Origin of the sequence: Glutamicibacter sp. HZAU (genome assembly GCF_004100365.1) — a bacterium.
Lineage (GTDB): Bacteria > Actinomycetota > Actinomycetes > Actinomycetales > Micrococcaceae > Glutamicibacter > Glutamicibacter nicotianae.
Genome location: NZ_SCKZ01000004.1, coordinates 247,250 through 265,399, shown reverse-complemented (window position 1 = coordinate 265,399; position 18,150 = coordinate 247,250). Strand labels below are relative to the sequence as shown.

The following is an 18,150-nucleotide window of genomic DNA, read 5'->3' as shown; positions in this document are numbered from 1 at the left end:
GCATGATTGCTGGAGGTGAGAGTCCAGCCCGTGTTCGCTCACGCAAGACAGCGCTCAGCGGCCGGTTCAACAGCCAGGAGCAATTCACACCGAACGCTCGGATTGCGGTGCGTTGCCTGCCGGGGATCAGCCGGCCGAAGGCGATTCATGCCCCAGGTGCTTGAGCACTGCTGCATGCAGGCGCGCATCGGACAGCAACCGGAAATGCCCCAGCGTGGGCAGCTTGATATTGGTGGCTCCGGCCAAGTCGCAGCCGCCGGGGATGTGCGGGTCGAAGCTGCTGTAGATGGAGATGATCCGCGAATTCACGCTCAAGTTGGCCGAGAGCTCGAGCAGCCCCTGGTCATTGGGGGACAGGGCCCGCAGGGAGCGGATCGGAGCATAGCGTGCATAGCGTGAACCGGAGAAAGGAGTGCCGATGGCGATCATCCGGTTGATCCGGTAGCCCTGCAGCGAGGCGGCCATGAGGTACTTGCCGATCAGTCCGCCCTTGCTGTGCGCCACCAGCACCGCACCGTCCAGCTGCTCCTTGGCCAGGTAGCGGGAAACTGCCTCGGACATCTCCGGCACGGTGCCGTGGTTGAAGCCGAGCTGAGGGATCACATGCACCGGGTGGCCGGCTTGGTGCAGCGCCTTGGCCACCGGGAGCATGAATTTCCATGATTCCCAGATTCCCGGAATCAGCACCACCGGTTCGGCCTCCGGGTCGCTGACCGTGCGCAGCTGGTCAGCCGGCGTGCACGGCAGCAGCGAACGCAGCTGCCCGGCGCCAGCATAGAGATAATCTTGCAGCCATGCGCAGGACAGCACTGCCCACCGGGACAACCTGCCGGCCAGGGTGCTGGTCTCCATCGTGGATCCTCCGTTTTTCACCGCGCTGCGGGGACCGGTTGCCCCGCGGTCCGTCCTCACAGCATTATCAGCACATCAGCACGGTTCAGGCAGGAAGCGACATTGCCCGCCCAGGGATTTCCGGGTTTCCGGCGGCCGAGCAGTTGTCGCCAATGCGCCGTATCGAGGCAGGAATCCCGGGTGGAATCGGCGCTCGCCGGAAGACGAGCAGGCATCGGAACCGCAACGATTTGATGCCGGATTTCCGGGGTCGCGGCACGGCTGGGATGGTGCCGCGGGAGAACGGCGTTCCGCAGAACCATCCCCGCCGTTGCAAAAGCCTTCAACTAGCCATGGATTATTCATTGGGCTAGGGCTATTCTGAGGTTCTGTTGAGTAATTGCAGTTTTGGGGGACTGGCAAGTTATGAAACGACAACATCATGGTTTAAGCAGATCTATGCCGCGCGGAGTCTTGGGGATCAGCCGCCGGTGGCCGTATGGGTCACTGGCTATTGCTGCGGCATTTGGCCTGAGCAGTGCATTGGCGTGGCCCGGTGCGGCCGGTGCCATGCCTGCCAGAGCCGAATCAAGCACCGTGGCCTTCAGTGCGCAATCCCAGCTGCTGCTCGGTAGCGACGTCGTCACTGTGCCGGACATGTCCGAAGTGGCCGGCATAGAAATCACCGGCCTGAAATCTGGCAATGAGAAGGTCGGCGAGTTCGAGCCTGGCCCGGTGGCGCAGGTGGCACAGGTGGCACAGCTGGCACAGGTTGCCGAACATCGAGCTTCTATGACGGCAACGTCGAGTTCGGGGGTAACAGTGCCGCCCGCACCGATTGCCGCGTCCCAAGAGATCCGGACGGCCATGCTGCGCACCGGCCTGCTGCTGGAGTACCCGGTGGCCACCCGACAAATCTCCAGTGCGTTCGGCTGGAGAGCCAACCCGACAGGTGCCGGGCACCAAATCCACATCGGCCAGGATTATCCCATCGCCTGCGGCTCGCCTGTTCGGGCGAGCGAGTCCGGCAGAGTGATTGTGGCCGGTTGGGCGGGCCATTCCGGCCAACGGGTCACCATCGGCCATGGGCAACGGGTGCAGACCGGATACAGCCACAATTCGCTGCTGCTGGTAAGCGTTGGCGAATTCGTGGTCCAAGGCCAAGTCATTGCGTTGTCCGGGACAACGGGCAATTCCACTGGGTGCCATGTGCATTTCGAAGTCATCGTCAATGGGCAGTGGCAGAATCCGAGCAACTACCTGCCGATGGCCGGCGGGCAACGGCGAGCGGTACTTGCATCCGGGCCATTTGCGGTGGACGCCGGCAGTGCCCTGCGCCAGCAATCGGTTGCGGGAGCATTTGGGCATTCTTCCGGGACCTCAAGCAACCGCGGCTCAGCAGGCGAAGAAAGCCCAACTCGTGTGAAGCATTACCAGGCTGACCCGGTGCAGCCATCTGCCGTGGGCAACCAGAAAAAGGCCAAGATGGCCAAGCCTAGGAATCAGCCGAAAAAGGATCACTCGAAAGCCAGCCCGTCTCCACGAACCACGCAGTCGGCACCGCAGCCGAGCAAGGCGCCTAAGCCGCCGAAGAAGCTGGGAACCGAACGCCCGAAGGCCCAACCAACGCCTTCGCCAACGCAAACTCCTGTTCCAGCTGAGCCAAGTGCGCCAATGGCAGCGCCGACGCCAAGCACTGGACCAGTGGAGCAACCCAGCGCTTCCGCATCACCTACCGCGACACCCACCGAGTCGACGATGCCTTCGACATCACCTACCGCCTCGGAGTCTCCAGCTCCGGAGAATCCAACAGAGGAAGTGGAATCCTCCCAGCCACCTCCATCGGCCGAGCCGACCCTAGCTCCTGAACCGAGCCCGGACTCGGGTATCGAACCGCAGCAGGAGAAAGACACGGGAAACCCGGACACCTCGGACCATGAGGAGGAAACCGAACCCACGGCCGGGACAGAGAAGATCATCGGTGTAGCTCAGCCGAAGATCGTGGACATGCAGGCAGAGAAGCACCAGAAGGCTCCACCTGTAGCCAAGGAGCTGGCGCCGGCCAAGCCTGCTGCTCCAGAGAAGAAGAGCGCAAAGAAGCCAGCGGCTGAAAAGCCCAGGCCGGCAGTCGCGGACAAGCCGAAGGCGGCTGTTCCGGCGAAGAAGAAGGCGCCAGCGCCGGTCGCGGCGGTTCCGCAACCTCAGCCGAAGCCAAAGCTGCAGCCGAAATCGAAGCCAATGCCAAACCCTCCAGTTGCGGCGTCGGCTGTGCAGAAAGCTGCACCAGCAGCGGCCAAGTCGAACCCGAAGGCCGCGGTTCCTGCACCGGCTGAAGCTGCCGCCCCAGCCAAGGTGCCGCAGCCGCCGGCAGGCACCGCGCCTGCTGCCAGCGAGGCAAAGCCGTAGCCCTTGGCTCCCGGCACCCGAAGCTGCTCCCGTCCTTTCGGAGGGGAGCAGCTTCGGCGTTGCGCCATAGGCTGCTGGTGAAACGCTGCACAGCTGGTTAGTCCGGCGCACGATTATTGATATTCTTGGGAGTTGAGTCCTGTGCGATTTTCCAATGCGCACCACAAGACCTATCGAAAGAAGTGCCCGGCACGTGTTTAATTCACTTTCCGATCGCCTGACAGAAACCTTCAAGAACCTGCGCGGCAAGGGCCGCCTGAGCGAAGCGGATATCGACGGTACCGTACGCGAGATCCGCCGCGCCCTGCTTGACGCCGACGTCGCCGTGCCGGTGGTTCGCGGCTTCGTGGCCCAGGTGAAGGAACGTGCCCTGGGTGCCGAGGTCTCCGAGTCGCTGAACCCGGGCCAGCAGGTCGTCAAGATCGTCAACGAGGAGCTCGTGGGCATCCTCGGCGGGGAAACCCGCCGGCTGAACCTGGCCAAGAACCCTCCCACGGTGATCATGCTCGCCGGCCTGCAGGGTGCCGGCAAGACCACCCTGGCCGGCAAGCTGGCCAAGCACCTGAAGGCCGAAGGCCACACCCCGATGCTGGTGGCCTGCGACCTGCAGCGCCCCAACGCGGTCAAGCAGCTGCAGATCAACGGCGAACGCGCCGGCGTGCCGGTCTACGCACCGCACCCGGGCGTCTCCTCCGAATTCGACACCCCGACCGGCGACCCGGTAGCAGTGGCCCGCGACGGCGTGGCCGAAGCCAAGGCCAAGCTGCACGACATCGTGATTGTCGATACCGCCGGCCGCCTGGGCGTGGACACCGAGATGATGGCCCAGGCAGCGAACATCCGCGCAGCCATCAACCCGGATGAAGTGCTCTTCGTCATTGACGCGATGATCGGCCAGGACGCGGTCAACACCGCCCAGGCCTTCCACGAGGGCGTGGACTTCACCGGCGTGGTCCTCTCCAAGCTCGATGGCGACGCCCGCGGCGGTGCCGCCCTGTCGGTGGCCTCGGTGACCGGCAAGCCGGTCATGTTCGCCTCCACCGGCGAGAACCTGGACGACTTCGAGATCTTCCACCCGGACCGCATGGCTTCGCGCATCCTGGACATGGGCGATGTGCTCACCCTGATCGAGCAGGCCGAGAAGAACTGGGACAAGGGCGAAGCCGAGCGCATGGCGAAGAAGTTCGCCGACCAGGAAGACTTCACCCTGGACGACTTCCTCGCCCAGATGGCCCAGATCAAGAAGATGGGCTCGATGAAGAAGCTGCTGGGCATGATGCCCGGCGCGCAGATCTCCCGCCAGCAGCTCGAGCAGTTCGACGAGCGCCAGATCGACCGCGTGGAGGCCATCGTCCGTTCGATGACCCCGCATGAGCGCGTGGCCCCGAAGATCATCAACGGCTCTCGCCGCGCACGCATCGCCAAGGGCTCGGGCGTCTCGGTCTCCGAGGTGAACCAGATGCTGGAGCGCTTCGGCGAAGCGCAGAAGATGATGAAGAAGATGGCTGCCGGCGGCGGCATCCCGGGCATGCCGGGTGCCGGCAAGGGCGCAGCCCGCAAGGCGAAGGCCAAGGGCAAGGGCAAGAAGCAGAAGTACGGCAATCCGGCCAAGGCCGCGCAGGCCGAGCTGGAGGCCAAGAACAAGAAGGCCGCAGCCCCGAGCGGCGCCTCCTTCGGCGCAGGCGCCAACCAGGACTTCGATCCGTCGAGCCTGAACCTGCCAGCGGGCTTCGAGAAGTACCTGGGCAAGAAGTAGGCCCTGATTCCCTGTACAGGGAAGTGACCGCGCCATGGGAACTGGAACCAGTTCCCATGGCGCGGTTTTCCTTTGCGGACCACAGCGCCACCTATGATTGATAGATAACGACAATCCCACCCGCGAAAGGGGTCCGCCTCCGTGGATTCAACCGAGTTCAACTACCTCAACCTGGAGTTCATCTTCATGGGCGACAAGCCTGATGCGGCGGCGCTGATCCGCACCGCGCTGGCCGACCGGCGCCTGCTCGGATTCATCGGCGGGGCAGTTGAACGCGAGCATTCCACCGAAGTGATGGCCGAAGTGGCCACGGTGAGCGAAGCCCGCGATGCGGTGCTCTACCGCATCGATGCCAAGGGCAAGTTGCGCGAGGGCTCGCGCGTGACCAAGCTGGTCCACGAGCTGAAGAACTCCACCGGTGCCGACTACGTGCTGGTGGACGGGGACGAGATCGACGGGCCGAACCCGGATGAGGAGCTGCTCGGCGACTACGGCACTTCCAGCGAGCTGCTGCACGGTCCGAAGCTCAAGGGCTCCGAGCTGGTGCTCGCGGCAGGCTTCGAGACGAACGAGATCACCGTGTGGGAGCACGGCACCGGGCTGATGGCCATGCCCAAGGAACCGGTCTATGCCCCGAGCATCGGGCGTTCAAACCGCCCGTACCTGTCCCTGGACCGTACCGGCAATGTCATCACCGCAACCATCGAAGCCAAGGGGCCGCGGCTGGAGCTGTTCGGCTCCTCGATGTCCATGACGGTGGACCTGGAACGCACCGTCATCCTGGAGCCGGAAGCGGGCAGCCCGGCAGCGGTGCGCCTCGAAGAGCTGGATCACCTGCTCCATGGCTGGGATGAGACGGAAATGGAACTCATCGAGCAGCTGGTCGAGGATCCTGCCCACCGCGCGGAGGCGCAGCAGCTGGCCCGCGGCAGCAGGGATTTGAAGGATCTCAAGCGCCTGCTGACGCTGCTGGGCTTCGATGCGCGCAGCGTCGACTACCTCACCGGACGTCCGCTGCCCGAGGAACGCCGGGTCATCACCACCGGCGGCCCGTACAAGACCATCAAGTCGGCCCTGGCCGAGCAGGAGCGCGAAGCCAAGGGCCTGGAACGGCTGCTCTACCGGCACAACTGGAACCCCAAGGCGCTGATCGGTTCAAGCGCAGCGGTGCTGGCATCCGGTGCGGCAGTGCACCTGGTGCTGGCCAAGAGCGAACGCTTCGGGTGGCTGCCCAAGCCGGCGCACCAGCTGCTGATGCTGGCCTGGTATGCCGATGGCGCTTTCTACCTGGGCAAAGGCATTGTTGACGCGCTGAAAGCCAAGCGCAGCCGCTAGCCAATCGCAGCAAACCAAAGGCCAGCCCGGCAGGAAGCGAAAATGCTTCCTGCCGGGCTGGCCTTTGCCGCAAAGTCCTAGCCGCGGTCCTTCAGTTCAGGGAAATCGGTATCCCGGTACTCTCCGCTGACGGTGGTGCCGGCCGCATGCCGTTCCTCCTCGGCCAGGCGCAGTTCCACGCGGCGGATCTTGCCCGAGATGGTCTTGGGCAGGGTGGTGAATTCCAGCCGGCGGATCCGCTTGTAGGGGGCCAGCTGCTCGCGGCAGAAGCCGAGGATGTCCTTGGCCACCTCGGCGGACGGCTCCAGGTTGCCGGCCAGCACCACGAAGGCCTTGGGCACCGAGAGCTTCAGCGGATCAGGAGAGGGCACCACGGCCGCCTCGGCCACCGCAGGATGCTCCAGCAGCACCGACTCCAGCTCGAACGGGCTGAGCTTGTAGTCGCTGGATTTGAAGATGTCATCGGCGCGGCCCACATAGGTCAGCACGCCCTCCTCATCGCGTTCGGCGATATCGCCGGTGTGGTAGACGCCGCCCTGCATCGCTTCGGCAGTCTTCTCCTCATCGGCGAAGTAGCCCTTCATTAAGCCTGCCGGAGCCGGATCGAGGCGCAGGCAGATTTCCCCGATTTCAGCCAGCTGCCCGGTGGTCGGGTTGCGCAGTTCCACCGCGTAGCCCGGCATCGGGCGGCCCATCGCGCCGACCTTCACCTCGGTGCCCGGCGAATTGGCGATCTGCACCGTGGTTTCGGTCTGCCCGTAGCCATCGCGGATCACCTGGCCCCAGGCCTTGCGCACCTGGTCGATGACCTCTGCATTCAAGGGCTCGCCTGCGGAGACCAGCTTGCGCGGGGGAGTCTTCAGGGTGCCCAGGTCCGCCTGGATCAAATAGCGCCAGACGGTGGGCGGGGCGCAGAAGCTGGTGACCTTCTCCACCGCCATCTGGTTCATCAGCGCCAGCGGATCAAAGCGCTCGTAGTTGTAGACGAACACCGTCGCCTCGGCGATCCACGGGCCGAAGAAGTTCGACCAGGCGTGCTTGCCCCACCCGGGGGATGCCACATTCAGGTGCACGTCGCCTGGTTCCAGGCCGATCCAGAACATCGTTGCCAGGTGGCCCACCGTGTACGAGGTGTGGGTGTGCTGCACCAGCTTGGCCAGCGAGGTGGTTCCCGAGGTGAAGTAGAGCAGCATGTTCTCATCGGCCAGCGTCGGGGAGTCCAGGCTGAATTCGGCCGGCGCATCGTGGGACTTGCCGTAGTCCAAGGTGCCTTCGCTGGCTTCGCCGCGCACCTGGACGATCCGGTAGCCCCCGGGGACCGTGTCGAATTTGGCGACCTGGTCATGGCTGGTGATCACCCAGTTCGCGTTGCCGCGCTCGATGCGGTCGGCCAGATCCGCGCTGACCAGCTGCGTGGTCGACGGGATGATCACTGCACCGAGCTTCATGCCCGCCAGCATCACCTCCCACAGGGCCACCTCGTTGCCCAGCATGACGATGATGGTGTCGCCGCGTTGCAGGCCCTCATCCGAGAGCCAGCGGGCCACCTGGGTGGAGCGGCGCGAGAGCTCGGCCCAGCTGTAGCGCGCGGAGCTGCCATCGGGTTCGGTGAGGATCAGTGCCGGTTCATTGGCCCGCGCCGGGTCCTTGGCCACCTGGTCGAACCAGTCGTAGGCGAAGTTGAAATCGTTGAATTCCGGCCAGGAGAACTCGGCCCGGGCCCGGTCGTAGTCATCGCGTGCTGCCAGCAGCAGATCGCGTGCTGCCCGGAACTTGCCGGTATTGCTCATTAGAGTCCTTTGCATGATGGGCGCCAGCGCCCAAAGAGAATTCTTCGGTCTTCTGGAATCAATATACTTCAGTGCCCAGTTCTGACGAATTGTTGCGACATCATGCGCGGTAAGAGTGTTGAAGTTCGCAAATTTTGCCCAACAAATTCCATCGCAGGCATACATAGTGCCTGAATGAAGAAGTTCTGCGAACTTTGCGGTGGCGCTTGCCGCCTTGTGCCGACAGGCGGTGGTTGTCATTGGCTGGCCTCGGCGCAGACGTGCAGCCAGTATCCGCAAGGTGCATTGGCGGCAAGGAAAAATCCAGAGCGCCTGCCTAAGCCAAGTTCGGAAAGCGCCCTGGATGCTTGGGGTGACTACCCCTTGAGCTTCGTGAAGTCGGTATCCCGGTATTCGGTGCCAGTTGGGGTATCGCCGGTGTGCCGCCGTTCTTCTGCCTGGCGCAGTTCCACGCGGCGGATCTTGCCCGAGATGGTCTTGGGCAGATCGGCGAATTCAAGGCGGCGGATGCGCTTGAAGGCCGAGAGGTGCTCGCGGCAGTAGGCGAGGATCGACTCGGCCAATTCCGGGCCCGGCTCATGCCCGCCGGAGGCGACGATGTAGGCCTTGGGCACGGTCAGCCGCAGCTCATCGGGTGCCGGCACCACCGCCGCTTCGGCCACGCCGGGGTGCTCGATCAGCACCGATTCCAGCTCGAAGGGGCTGATCTTGTAGTCGCTGGACTTGAATACGTCATCGGCACGCCCGACGTAGGTCAGCACGCCGCGCTCGTCCCGCTCGGCGATATCCCCGGTGTGGTACACGCCGTCCCGGAAGACCTCATTGGTCTTTTCCTCGTTCTCGAAGTAGCCCTTCATCAGGCCCAGCGGACGCGGGGTGGTGACCAGGCAGATTTCGCCCACTTCGCCTTCCGCGCCGGTGGCCGGATCGCGCAGCACCACCTCGTAGCCGGGCATCGGCCGGCCCATCGCGCCGATGGTGATCGGCTCGCCTGGCGGATTGGCGATCTGCACCGTGGTCTCGGTCTGCCCGAACCCGTCGCGGATCACCTGTCCCCAGGCCTTGCTGACCTGGTCGATGACTTCGGCATTGAGCGGCTCGCCGGCGGAGACCAGTTTCTGCGGGGGATTGGCCAGCGCGCCCAAATTGGCTTGGATCAGCAGGCGCCACACAGTGGGCGGCGCGCAGAAGCTGGTCACCTTTTCGGCGTCCATCTGGTTCATCAGCGCGATCGGGTCAAAGCGGTCATAGTTATAGAGGAAAACAGTCGCCTCGGCGATCCATGGCGCAAACAGGTTGGACCACGCATGTTTTGCCCAGCCCGGCGAAGCGACATTCAGGTGCACGTCTCCTGGTTCCAGGCCGATCCAGAACATGGTGCTCAAGTGCCCCACCGGGTAGGACGTATGGGTGTGCTCAACCAGCTTGGCCTTGGATGTGGTGCCAGAGGTGAAGTAGCGCAAGAGCGTTTCATCGGCGCGCGTGGGGGAATCGAGCTGGAAACTGGCCTCGGCCTGGTGGGACTTCGCGTAGTCGAGATTTTCTTCTGGCACGCTGCCGCCGATCTGGATCAGCGTGTACTCGCCGGGTACCGAGGCGAACTTCTGGATCTCGGCCTCGTTGGTGATCACCCATTGGATGCGGCCGCGATCGATCCGGTCGGCCAGGTCCGTGGGCGTCAGCTGCGTGGTGCACGGGATCAGGATGGCGCCGAGCTTGATTCCGGCGAGCATCGACTCCCAGAGCTCAACCTGGTTGCCGAGCATGATGGCAATGGAGTCCGAGCGGTTCACGCCCTGGTCGGCGAGCCAGCGGGCCACTTGGGTGGAGCGCTCGGAGAGCTCGGCCCAGGTGCGCCTGATGGAGCTGCCGTCTCGTTCGGTGATGATCAGCGCCGGCTGATCCGCCCGCTGCGGATCCTTGGCAACCTGGTCAAACCAGTCAAAGCCGAAATTGAACTCACTGAACTGAGGCCAGCTGAACTCGGCCCGTGCCTGCTGGTAATCGTTGCGCAATTCCAGGAGCCGATCTCGGGCAGCTCTGAATTCATCGGTAACGCTCACAACTAACCTTCCCTCGCGTGGACAATGGCGCCCCGTCGATAGAGTGAGGCGGATCACTGGCCAATATACTTGGAAGTCCAAGGGTTTGAAAGCGTTGTTGCCGACCGAAGTCTTGAATCACCTGAGGCTGGGGGTATTGAATTAGTACATGAGCCAGCAGCCCAAGGTACTTGTCTGTGGTCCATCCAGCTGGAATCAGCTGGTTGAGCTTGACCACCTGCCCGAACCCCGCCCCCAGCAACTCCTCGCGAACAGCGCATGGCGTACCGTCGGTGGCACTTCTGCGGGCAAGGCGCTGCACTTGAGTTCGCTGGATGTCGACACCGAGCTCTTTACCCAGGTGGGCGACGATGAATCCGGGCGTGCGCTGCGACGTGCGCTCTTGGGCGCTGGCATCAACCTGCAGGTGATGCCCAGCGCGAGCACCGAGCAGCATGTTAACCTCATGGCTGGCGGCCAGCGAGTCTCGGTCTATCTTGCCACGCCGTCCACTCCCGCGGATGCGGATGTCGAAGCCGTTTGCGCCGCGGTGCGCGAAGCCGATCTGGCGGTGATTGATCTGGGCGAGTTGGGGTTGCGGGTCATTGAGCGATTGCGTGGGCCGGCCGTGCCACTGTGGGTCGACCTGCATGACTTTGATGGCTTTACCTCGTTCCATCAGCCATTTTTGGGCGCGGCTTCTGTGGTTTTCATGAACGATGATGCCACCAGTGACCCGTGGGAGCTGCTGGCCGGTTGCCTGCGCCGCGGCCCCGGTCTGGGCATTTGCACGCTGGGGGAGCAGGGCGCGGTGGCCATGGATCGCCAGGGCCGGCGTTGGGAAGTGGCCGCGCCAAAGGTCGAGGTGGTCGATACCAATGGTGCCGGAGATGCCTTCATGGCGGGATTCTTGGCGGCCCGGCTGCGCGGCGCGCCAGTGCAGGCGTCGATGGAGGCGGCTGCCAGCAGTGCGGCGGCAGCGCTATCGAGCAGGCATCTGCACCCGAAGCTCGCCCAGTTGCCAGCCTAGCGGAAGCGGTGCACCCGATGCGTTCAATGGCGTGATCACCGGAACACCAGAATTTACTTGAAACATCAAGTAAATTGGAGTAGGGTGATAGCCAACAGGAAGTCCTGATCGGAAAGAAGGCGCTGGAGATGACCATGCTCAAAGAAGACAAGCTCGCCGCAACCACCCATATGAACGCCGTGCAACTGAAGGTCGGCGACATGAAGGTCATGAGCGAGTACTACCAGCAGGCATTGGGACTGGCTGTTTTGGATGAAACCGCGGAAGGCACCCGCCTGGGCCGCGGTACCCAGGAACTGGTCAACCTGCAGAACGCGCCGGGCCTGCAGCTGCCGTCGCGCAACGAGGCGGGGCTCTTCCATACCGCACTGCTCTTCGGCACCAAGGCAGATCTGGCAGCCACCGTGCTCTCGGCGGCCCAGTTCGACCAGAGCCGCTTCGTGGGCAGCTCGGATCACCTGGTCTCCGAAGCCTTCTACTTCACCGATCCGGAAGGCAACGGCATCGAGCTGTACTGGGACCGTCCGCGCGATACCTGGAGCTGGAGTGGCGGCGAGGTGGCCATGGATACCATCTACCTGGATCCGAACAAGTTCCTCAATGAGCACCTGAATGAGCAGGCCATCACCGGACAGCGCCAGACCGCCGCCGATATCGGGCACGTGCACCTGCAGGTTGGCGACGTCGCCACCGCCCGCCAGTTCTACGTCAACACCCTGGGCTTCGACGAGACCACCACGCTGGGCAACCAGGCGCTGTTCGTCTCCGCCGGCGGATACCACCACCACATGGCCATGAATGTGTGGAACTCGCGCGGCGCCGGACCGCGCAAGGACACCCTGGGCCTGGGCGAGGTGCTGATCAACGTCCCGACCGAAGACGAGGTGGGCAAGCTGGCCGAACGGCTGGCCTTCGCCAAGGTGGAGAACCACCATACCGGCGCCGAGCTGCGTTTCAAGGACCCATGGAACAACGAGCTGCGCGTGGCAGTGGGCTGATCCAGACTCCGGCCCGACAGCTTAATTGCCCCGGGCGCCCGCCAATTCGGCGAGCGCCCGGGGCATTCCCATGTTCAGTTGCTTGCGGATTGCACCGAATCCAGGTGCTCGGCAATGTGCCGGGCGGTCAGCGGCTGGGTTTCGAAGGGCCGCAGCATTCCGGCCGCTGCCCGTTCAAGCACCTGCTCGGCGAAGGCCGCAGGGTCCGACACCTGCAGCGGCGTGAGATCCTCCGGGGCGTACCGCCACCATTGGGAGGTCTTCAGCGCTTCGGTGGTCTGGGCATCGAAGCGGTCGCGGATCTTCTTCGCCGGCAGCCCGCCCACCACGGTGAATGGCGCCACGTCCTTGGTGATTACCGAATTCGAGGCGATGACCGCGCCATCGCCAATCGATACCCCATGGCCCAGGGTGACCTTCTCGCCGATCCACACGTCGTTGCCGATGGTGATCTTCCCCGGCGTGTAGCCGTACTTCGCCGTGCCCAGTTCCACGCCGCGATCGGCGCAGTAGGTCTGCATCAGCAGCCGCTGGTTGTAGAACACCGGGCTGGTCGAAGCCCACTCCAAAGGGTGCTTGGCACCCATGACCGACAGGCCCTTGGCGATCGAGGTGAAGCGCCCGACGCTGATGGCCTTGTTGAGCTTCGAATGCGTATAGGAGAACGCTCCCATGCGCGGCAGGGCTGTTCCGCTGGTGCCCCAGAAGGTGGTGTAGGGATCCAAGGCGAGGTCTTCCTCGTAGCTGACCCAGGCATCGGGATTGTAGGTGCTTCCGGTGTCCTCGAAATCCTTCATGCCAGGAACCGTCATGAGGATCCGGTGGCTCTTGAGCAGCGGCCGCAGCTGGGACATCTTGATTCGCATGCGATCGAGTTTATCGAAGCGGGCTTGGAGAACTGTCCATGGGCGCGGAGCACGCGCTGGATGCCGGCTACTGCTCGGGGCGGAAGGAGAGGTTCTTCTGCGTGGTGAAGTAAGGCAGGATCATCGATTCGGGCAGGCCCAGGCGCTTCATTCGAGCGTCCTTGCCCACCCGCAGCCGCAGGTTCACATCCACTGCCGTGTCCTGCTCCGGGATCTCGCCCAGCAGCTGGGGATCCACATCGAAGAAGGCCAGTTCTCCCTCCACGCCGGTGCTGGGCACCGAGGCGAGCTCTTCCTTGCTGCCGCGGTTGACGAAGACCAGCTCGAAAACGGCATCGGCTGGCAGGCCATCGAGGTCCGCATGATGCTCCACCTTCACCTGCAATCCCTGGCCCTCGGGGAATTCGACGCCGCGCAGCCGCGCATCGAAATACGGAACATCGCTGGTTGCGGCCTTCTTCTTGAACAGCTTGGCGATGGACACGGTTTCCTCCCAGAGCGAGACGAGATCGCGAGACTGGTACTCGCGGGCAAAAGTGCGGGCTTGCTGCGACATCCTCGCGGCCAGCGCAGGGTCATCCATGAGCTGCTCGACGCGGTCCGCCATCAGCTGGATGTCCCCATGGGGGACCAAAAAGCCGTTGTCCCCATCGGTGATGCTGTCGGCAGGGCCGAAGTTGATGTCGAAGGACACCGGAATGCATCCCTGCGCCTGGGCTTCGAGGATCACCAGGGCCTGGCCCTCGTTGGTCGAGGTGAACAGCTGGGCCAGGCAGGAGGCGAAGCGGCGGGGGAGCTGATCGGAGAAGCCGTGGAAGACCACCTGCTCGCCCAAGCCCAGCTCGGCGGCCCGCGATTCCAGCGCGTCGCGCTCGCTGCCCTCGCCCACGATGTGCAAGGTGGGGCGCTTGCCGCGGCGCGACAGCTCATGGACGACATCCAGTGCGGCGGCCACATTCTTGTTGGGGGTCAGCGAACCGGCGACGATCAAATCCGTGGCACCGCGTTCGGGTTCCGGCGGCTGGAGAATCGAAGGCTTCAGCGGATTGGGAATGACGAACGCCGAGTCCGGATTCCCGAAGCGCTCGACATAGGCCTGGCGCTGCGCGCGGGTCAGGAAGACGAACGCATCCCAGTTGGCGCGTTCCTCGATGATCGGGCCGTGGCCCTTGGAAAGCTTGCCGGTGGCCAAATCCTGCCCCTTGGCCACATGAATGCTGTGGAAGGCGAACACCTTGGGCACATGCACGGTTTTCCACGACGCCAGCATGGCCGCGGTGAATTTGCTGTCGATGACCACCAGGGAATCCGGGTGGTCGACGATCTGCGAAAGCCAATAGCGGTAGAACGATGCAGCGCTGTTGAAACGCGCCACCAGCATTCCGGTGCGGTCGAACGCCTCGACGATGCGGCGGTGCTTGCCGTCATGGAATTTCGTATCGGTCAGGAAGACGGTGCCGTCGTTGCGGAAGTAGGCGGTCTGCCTGACCTCGCCCTCCGGACCGGCCACGCTGTGCTCGCAGAACACGCCGGTCCCGCCGGGATGGCGAACGGAATCACTGAGGGTGAAGTCCTGGTGCGCGGGTTCCGCTTTCCTGCCCGGGATACTGTCCTGCGGCTGCAGGTCGTGCTCGGCCAGGTGGATGTAGGGGTTGAGCACCTGGACCTTGGGCGAGAGCTTGCCGCGTTCCACGAGCTCTTCGGCGATCTGCGGAATCTGCGCATTCGGGGCGAAGGTGATCACTGCCGCCGAGCCATGGCGCTCGGCGAAAGCCGCCGCGCGCTGGGTGCAGACTGTGGTCATCCCGCCGAATTCGCGCTCCAGTTTCCACGTCACCATATAGGCGTGAAGATGCTGTTTCTTGAATACCACGGTGAAGGATCCTCAGGTTGACCACAGGAAAGTTAATTTCACACGAGAACAGGAAGTACCTCGCGCCAGGTTTCAGCCTACGCGGTGAAGCTAGGCGGGCGCTGGGAATGCGCCGTTGTGCCGGTCACATCGCGTCATTTGCGCAGCGGGCAGGGTGCTCGCCGGATGCGCCGGAATAATGGGAAGAATCGCCCAGCTGGCAGTATCCCTTGCCCTTCTGGGCGAAACTTCCTATGGTCGTGGTCATGGGGTACTCTCCCCGCATTTGTTGGAGGCGCAGCGCGTCTCCGGTAAAGGACGGCACGTCATGTCGAGCAAATCCCCGCGCAAGGGCGAAGCGAAAAAACCAGGCAAGAGCATCAAGGAGAAGCGCGCTGAGAAGCGGCTGAAGCACGCGGAGAGCGCTGTCGATCCGGTGCGCAAGGCCGCCAGATAACCACTGATTGAGCCCGGCACCTTTCGGGGCCGCTAGTTAACAGCATCGAGTCCCTGCCTACGGCGAATGACGCCGGGCAGGGACTCGATTCTCTTTAATGGTTGGAGCTGCTCGCGGCCGCTATGGCAGCTGCGGGTCGACCTCGAAGTGCTCGGCCACCTGGGTGATGACCTCACCGGCGCCCTGCAGCGAAACCGAGGAGAGGAAGATCGAGTCGTCAACCGGCATGACCTCGCCCTCCAGCTTCTCCCACAGCGGGTTGGAGGTGAACTTCTTCTCCTGGGCGCGCGATGCGTCACCCTCGGCACCTTCCGGCGCCCAGGTGGACTGGAAGATCACTTCGGCGTCGGCCTTCAGGATTTCTTCCGGCGAGAGCGGAACAAAAATCGATTCGGTGGTGTCCGGCGCGTCCTTCGGGCGCGGGATGCCCATGTCGACCATGATCTCGCCGATGAACGAATCGGTAGCGTACAGGCGCGCGGTGTCCTCGCCGGCGAAGCGCACCAGCGAATAGTTGGTTTCCGGCTTCTTCGCCAGGATTTCCTTGCCTACCGCGGCGGCGGTGATCGTGCTGGGACTGGTGGCCGCGGCGCTGCTGCGCAACCAGCGCGAGGTGCTGGCACTGGATTCGGACACCTCCCGCGCACTGGGCATGCACCTGGGCCGCGACCGGGTGCTGATGCTGGGCATCGCCTCGCTGCTGGCCATCGCCGCGACCGTGATCGCCGGGCCGCTGGCCTTCGTCGCGCTGGCCAGCGGGCACGCCGCCCGGCTGGTGGCCCGCGGCACCATCCCGCCGGTGCAGCATGCGGCGCTGATCGGGGCGATCTTCGTGCTGCTGGCCGACTTGCTCGCGGCCCGCGCGTTCCCGGTGATCCTGCCCGCCGGGGTGGCTACCGCGGTGATTGGCGCCCCGTACTTGATCTTCCTGGTGATCCGCCAGTCCAAGGTCCGCCAGCGCGGATAGCAGCTTATCCACATTTCGCGGCATCGGCCCGGCCAGCGCATTTGGACGGGGCGATGCTGGGTCCATGGGAATCCACCAGCTAGCCGCAGCGACCCAGATCCTGCGCGAAGCCATCAACGGGGCTCTGCCGCGCCAAGCGGCCGGAGTGCTCCTGGAGCTGATGGCTTCCTGCCTCGCGCTGCTGGCCAAGCTGTCTGCCGCTCTGCGTGAGAGCGATGACCCGCGGGTGGCGGCCGCCCATGCCCGGCTGGTTGAACTGCTCTACCGCTACACCTTGCGCGAGCAGCTGCGCAGCGCCATCCACCTCGAATCAACCGGCGCCCACCTGCTGGAAGACGACGAGCTGGCGGCCGTCGCGGATTCAACAGCCAATTTGGCCCGGCCGGCCCGACAGCACTCGGGCCGCGCCCAATACCAGAACACCGGCGACTTCCTGGCCGGGTGGCTGGGGCTCAATGCCCACGAAGGGCAGCATCGGGTCAGCGACGCCCACCTGCTCATCGCCCGCCGGCTGATGGATGGCAGCACCGCTGCGCCGCGCTTCGCCCAGCTGGCCAAGCTCTACGCCGAGGCCCCCGCACTGGATCCGCGGATGGTGGCCCGCGCTGCCCGGGCCCTGGACAAGTTCGAGCCGGCAGACACCAGCTTCCAAGGCCAGCCGCTGCAGCCCACCGCATGCAACGCGCAGGGGCAGCTGCTCGAAGAACAAGCCGCCGAGCTGCTGCAGGAACCAGATCGCGCCACCCGCGAAACCAAGCTGTCGGCCATGCTGAGCGCTGAACGCAAGGCCCGCACGCAGACACGGAACCCGCAACCGGGCATCTATCCGCGGGGCACCGTCGGGGACTGCGACAAGTACGAGCTGCTGATCGGCGGAACCCAGCGCGAGGAATTCCGCTCCACCCTGGCCCAGGCGGACAATCCGCGCACCACCGCAGGCAAGGCCGCCCGCGCGGCCGGGGCCGCCCCAGACGCAGCGCCAGGCCAACAGGCTAACGTCGCGGACGAGCCAGCCAGCGACGACTTGTTCAGCAGCAGCGAGCCTCCGCCACCCTGGGCCCAAGCAGAACAAGAAGAACACGAAGAGCACTGCGAGTCTGAGGACCACGAGGACGCAGAGTCCAACTCTGCGGCGTGGCAATCAGGCACCCAAGACGCTCAAGGAACTGAGCGCACTGAAGGCACTGAAAGCACTGAAGGCACTAGGGATTCCGCCTTGCTTGGCGATGGGGACGTGCCCGTGCCTCAGCGGAGGCTCAATGCACTATTGGCCGCGCTGAAGCAGCGTTCGACAGGGTCGCCAGCCAAGGGCATCACGCCAAGGATCGGCATCCACATCCAATTGAACGACCTGCAGGATCTGGGTGATCCAGCCAAGCTGGGAGCCACCACAGATCATGGGTTGAAACTCGATTCCGTGGATACCGCCCAGCTGATCTGCCAGGGTGAAATCTACCGGGTGGTGTTCGGGCCCGATGGCCAGCCGCTGGATGTGGGGCGCAAGGAACGCTTCTTCACGGAAGCGATGAAACGCGCGATCTTCGCCCGCGACCGCGGATGCATTGTCCCGGGATGCAGCGCACCACCGGAAATGCTCGAATACCACCACAACAATTGGTGGGAGCGAGGCGGGTGCACCTCGACGCGCAACGGCAGCTGCCTGTGCCGGCGGCACCACCATGCCGTCCATGCCGGGTTGCTGTCCGTGGTTACGGTCGGGGGACTGGCGCACATCCTGCTGCCCAAGCACCTGGATCCGCTGCAAATGCCGCGAAGAAACAGTGTCCCGGTAGCCGCCTGAGCACGCCGAATGCCCAGCT

At 64.1% G+C, this 18,150-nt stretch carries 15 protein-coding genes; 8 read left to right on the top strand and 7 right to left on the bottom strand.

What is annotated here, in order from left to right:
• Nucleotides 1–126 precede the first annotated feature (126 nt).
• Nucleotides 127–852, bottom strand: coding sequence for an esterase/lipase family protein (locus EKH49_RS07990; protein WP_128470402.1), 726 nt, complete (start codon nucleotides 850–852; stop codon nucleotides 127–129).
• A 549-nt stretch (nucleotides 853–1,401) separates the two neighbouring features.
• Between EKH49_RS07990 and EKH49_RS07985 the strand changes: the two genes are divergently transcribed.
• From EKH49_RS07985 to EKH49_RS07975, 3 genes are all read left to right on the top strand, one after another.
• Nucleotides 1,402–3,237, top strand: coding sequence for a M23 family metallopeptidase (locus EKH49_RS07985; protein ID WP_161567475.1), 1,836 nt, complete (start codon nucleotides 1,402–1,404; stop codon nucleotides 3,235–3,237).
• Nucleotides 3,238–3,430: 193 nt separating this feature from the next.
• Nucleotides 3,431–4,993 (top strand): signal recognition particle protein, encoded by a 1,563-nt coding sequence (gene ffh, locus EKH49_RS07980; RefSeq protein ID WP_128470400.1) that lies wholly within the window; start codon nucleotides 3,431–3,433, stop codon nucleotides 4,991–4,993.
• A 141-nt stretch (nucleotides 4,994–5,134) separates the two neighbouring features.
• Nucleotides 5,135–6,328, top strand: a complete 1,194-nt coding sequence (locus EKH49_RS07975) for a hypothetical protein (protein WP_128470399.1) — start codon at nucleotides 5,135–5,137, stop codon at nucleotides 6,326–6,328.
• A 77-nt stretch (nucleotides 6,329–6,405) separates the two neighbouring features.
• On the opposite strand, the gene EKH49_RS07970 is transcribed toward EKH49_RS07975, so the two are convergent.
• Together EKH49_RS07970 and EKH49_RS07965 are read right to left on the bottom strand one after the other, a co-directional pair.
• The gene (locus EKH49_RS07970) at nucleotides 6,406–8,118 is read right to left on the bottom strand and encodes an AMP-binding protein (protein WP_128470398.1); all 1,713 of its coding nucleotides are present in this window, start codon (nucleotides 8,116–8,118) and stop codon (nucleotides 6,406–6,408) included.
• 356 nt (nucleotides 8,119–8,474) lie between these two features.
• Nucleotides 8,475–10,181, bottom strand: a complete 1,707-nt coding sequence (locus EKH49_RS07965) for an AMP-binding protein (RefSeq protein ID WP_128470397.1) — start codon at nucleotides 10,179–10,181, stop codon at nucleotides 8,475–8,477.
• Nucleotides 10,182–10,329: 148 nt separating this feature from the next.
• Between EKH49_RS07965 and EKH49_RS07960 the strand changes: the two genes are divergently transcribed.
• Together EKH49_RS07960 and EKH49_RS07955 are read left to right on the top strand one after the other, a co-directional pair.
• The gene (locus EKH49_RS07960; protein WP_128470396.1) at nucleotides 10,330–11,190 is read left to right on the top strand and encodes a carbohydrate kinase family protein; all 861 of its coding nucleotides are present in this window, start codon (nucleotides 10,330–10,332) and stop codon (nucleotides 11,188–11,190) included.
• Between the two features lie 128 nt (nucleotides 11,191–11,318).
• Nucleotides 11,319–12,188 (top strand): VOC family protein, encoded by an 870-nt coding sequence (locus EKH49_RS07955; RefSeq protein ID WP_128470395.1) that lies wholly within the window; start codon nucleotides 11,319–11,321, stop codon nucleotides 12,186–12,188.
• Nucleotides 12,189–12,262: 74 nt separating this feature from the next.
• Here EKH49_RS07955 and EKH49_RS07950 read toward each other — a convergent pair whose 3' ends face one another.
• The 3 genes from EKH49_RS07950 to EKH49_RS17055 form a co-directional block, all read right to left on the bottom strand.
• Nucleotides 12,263–13,054, bottom strand: a complete 792-nt coding sequence (locus EKH49_RS07950; RefSeq protein ID WP_128470394.1) for a CatB-related O-acetyltransferase — start codon at nucleotides 13,052–13,054, stop codon at nucleotides 12,263–12,265.
• A gap of 67 nt (nucleotides 13,055–13,121) precedes the next feature.
• Entirely contained in the window at nucleotides 13,122–14,927 is a 1,806-nt protein-coding gene (locus tag EKH49_RS07945; RefSeq protein WP_128470393.1) for a glycosyltransferase, read from the bottom strand.
• 124 nt (nucleotides 14,928–15,051) lie between these two features.
• Nucleotides 15,052–15,174 (bottom strand): hypothetical protein, encoded by a 123-nt coding sequence (locus EKH49_RS17055; protein WP_269088428.1) that lies wholly within the window; start codon nucleotides 15,172–15,174, stop codon nucleotides 15,052–15,054.
• Between the two features lie 60 nt (nucleotides 15,175–15,234).
• Here EKH49_RS17055 and EKH49_RS17050 point away from each other — a divergent pair, with 60 nt between their 5' ends.
• The gene (locus EKH49_RS17050) at nucleotides 15,235–15,363 is read left to right on the top strand and encodes a hypothetical protein (protein WP_255209554.1); all 129 of its coding nucleotides are present in this window, start codon (nucleotides 15,235–15,237) and stop codon (nucleotides 15,361–15,363) included.
• Between the two features lie 120 nt (nucleotides 15,364–15,483).
• Here the strand turns inward: EKH49_RS17050 and EKH49_RS07940 are convergent, their stop codons facing one another.
• Nucleotides 15,484–15,966, bottom strand: coding sequence for a hypothetical protein (locus EKH49_RS07940; protein WP_236641081.1), 483 nt, complete (start codon nucleotides 15,964–15,966; stop codon nucleotides 15,484–15,486).
• On the opposite strand from EKH49_RS07940, the gene EKH49_RS07935 reads away from it, so the two are divergent.
• On the top strand, nucleotides 15,932–16,330 hold the full coding sequence (locus EKH49_RS07935; protein ID WP_161567474.1) for an iron chelate uptake ABC transporter family permease subunit: 399 nt from the start codon (nucleotides 15,932–15,934) through the stop codon (nucleotides 16,328–16,330). The genes EKH49_RS07940 and EKH49_RS07935 overlap by 35 nt on opposite strands.
• 64 nt (nucleotides 16,331–16,394) lie before the next feature.
• The gene (locus tag EKH49_RS07930) at nucleotides 16,395–18,131 is read left to right on the top strand and encodes an HNH endonuclease signature motif containing protein (RefSeq protein WP_128470391.1); all 1,737 of its coding nucleotides are present in this window, start codon (nucleotides 16,395–16,397) and stop codon (nucleotides 18,129–18,131) included.
• Nucleotides 18,132–18,150: the final 19 nt, after the last annotated feature.

Coding starts and splice junctions, on each gene's coding strand:
- EKH49_RS07990 (WP_128470402.1), bottom strand. CDS start 852: ATGGAGACCAGCACCCTGGCCGGCAGGTTGTCCCGGTGGGCAGTGCTG.
- EKH49_RS07985 (WP_161567475.1), top strand. CDS start 1,402: ATGCCTGCCAGAGCCGAATCAAGCACCGTGGCCTTCAGTGCGCAATCC.
- EKH49_RS07970 (WP_128470398.1), bottom strand. CDS start 8,118: ATGAGCAATACCGGCAAGTTCCGGGCAGCACGCGATCTGCTGCTGGCA.
- EKH49_RS07960 (WP_128470396.1), top strand. CDS start 10,330: ATGAGCCAGCAGCCCAAGGTACTTGTCTGTGGTCCATCCAGCTGGAAT.
- EKH49_RS07955 (WP_128470395.1), top strand. CDS start 11,319: ATGACCATGCTCAAAGAAGACAAGCTCGCCGCAACCACCCATATGAAC.
- EKH49_RS07950 (WP_128470394.1), bottom strand. CDS start 13,054: ATGCGAATCAAGATGTCCCAGCTGCGGCCGCTGCTCAAGAGCCACCGG.
- EKH49_RS17055 (WP_269088428.1), bottom strand. CDS start 15,174: ATGACCACGACCATAGGAAGTTTCGCCCAGAAGGGCAAGGGATACTGC.
- EKH49_RS17050 (WP_255209554.1), top strand. CDS start 15,235: ATGTCGAGCAAATCCCCGCGCAAGGGCGAAGCGAAAAAACCAGGCAAG.
- EKH49_RS07930 (WP_128470391.1), top strand. CDS start 16,395: ATGGGAATCCACCAGCTAGCCGCAGCGACCCAGATCCTGCGCGAAGCC.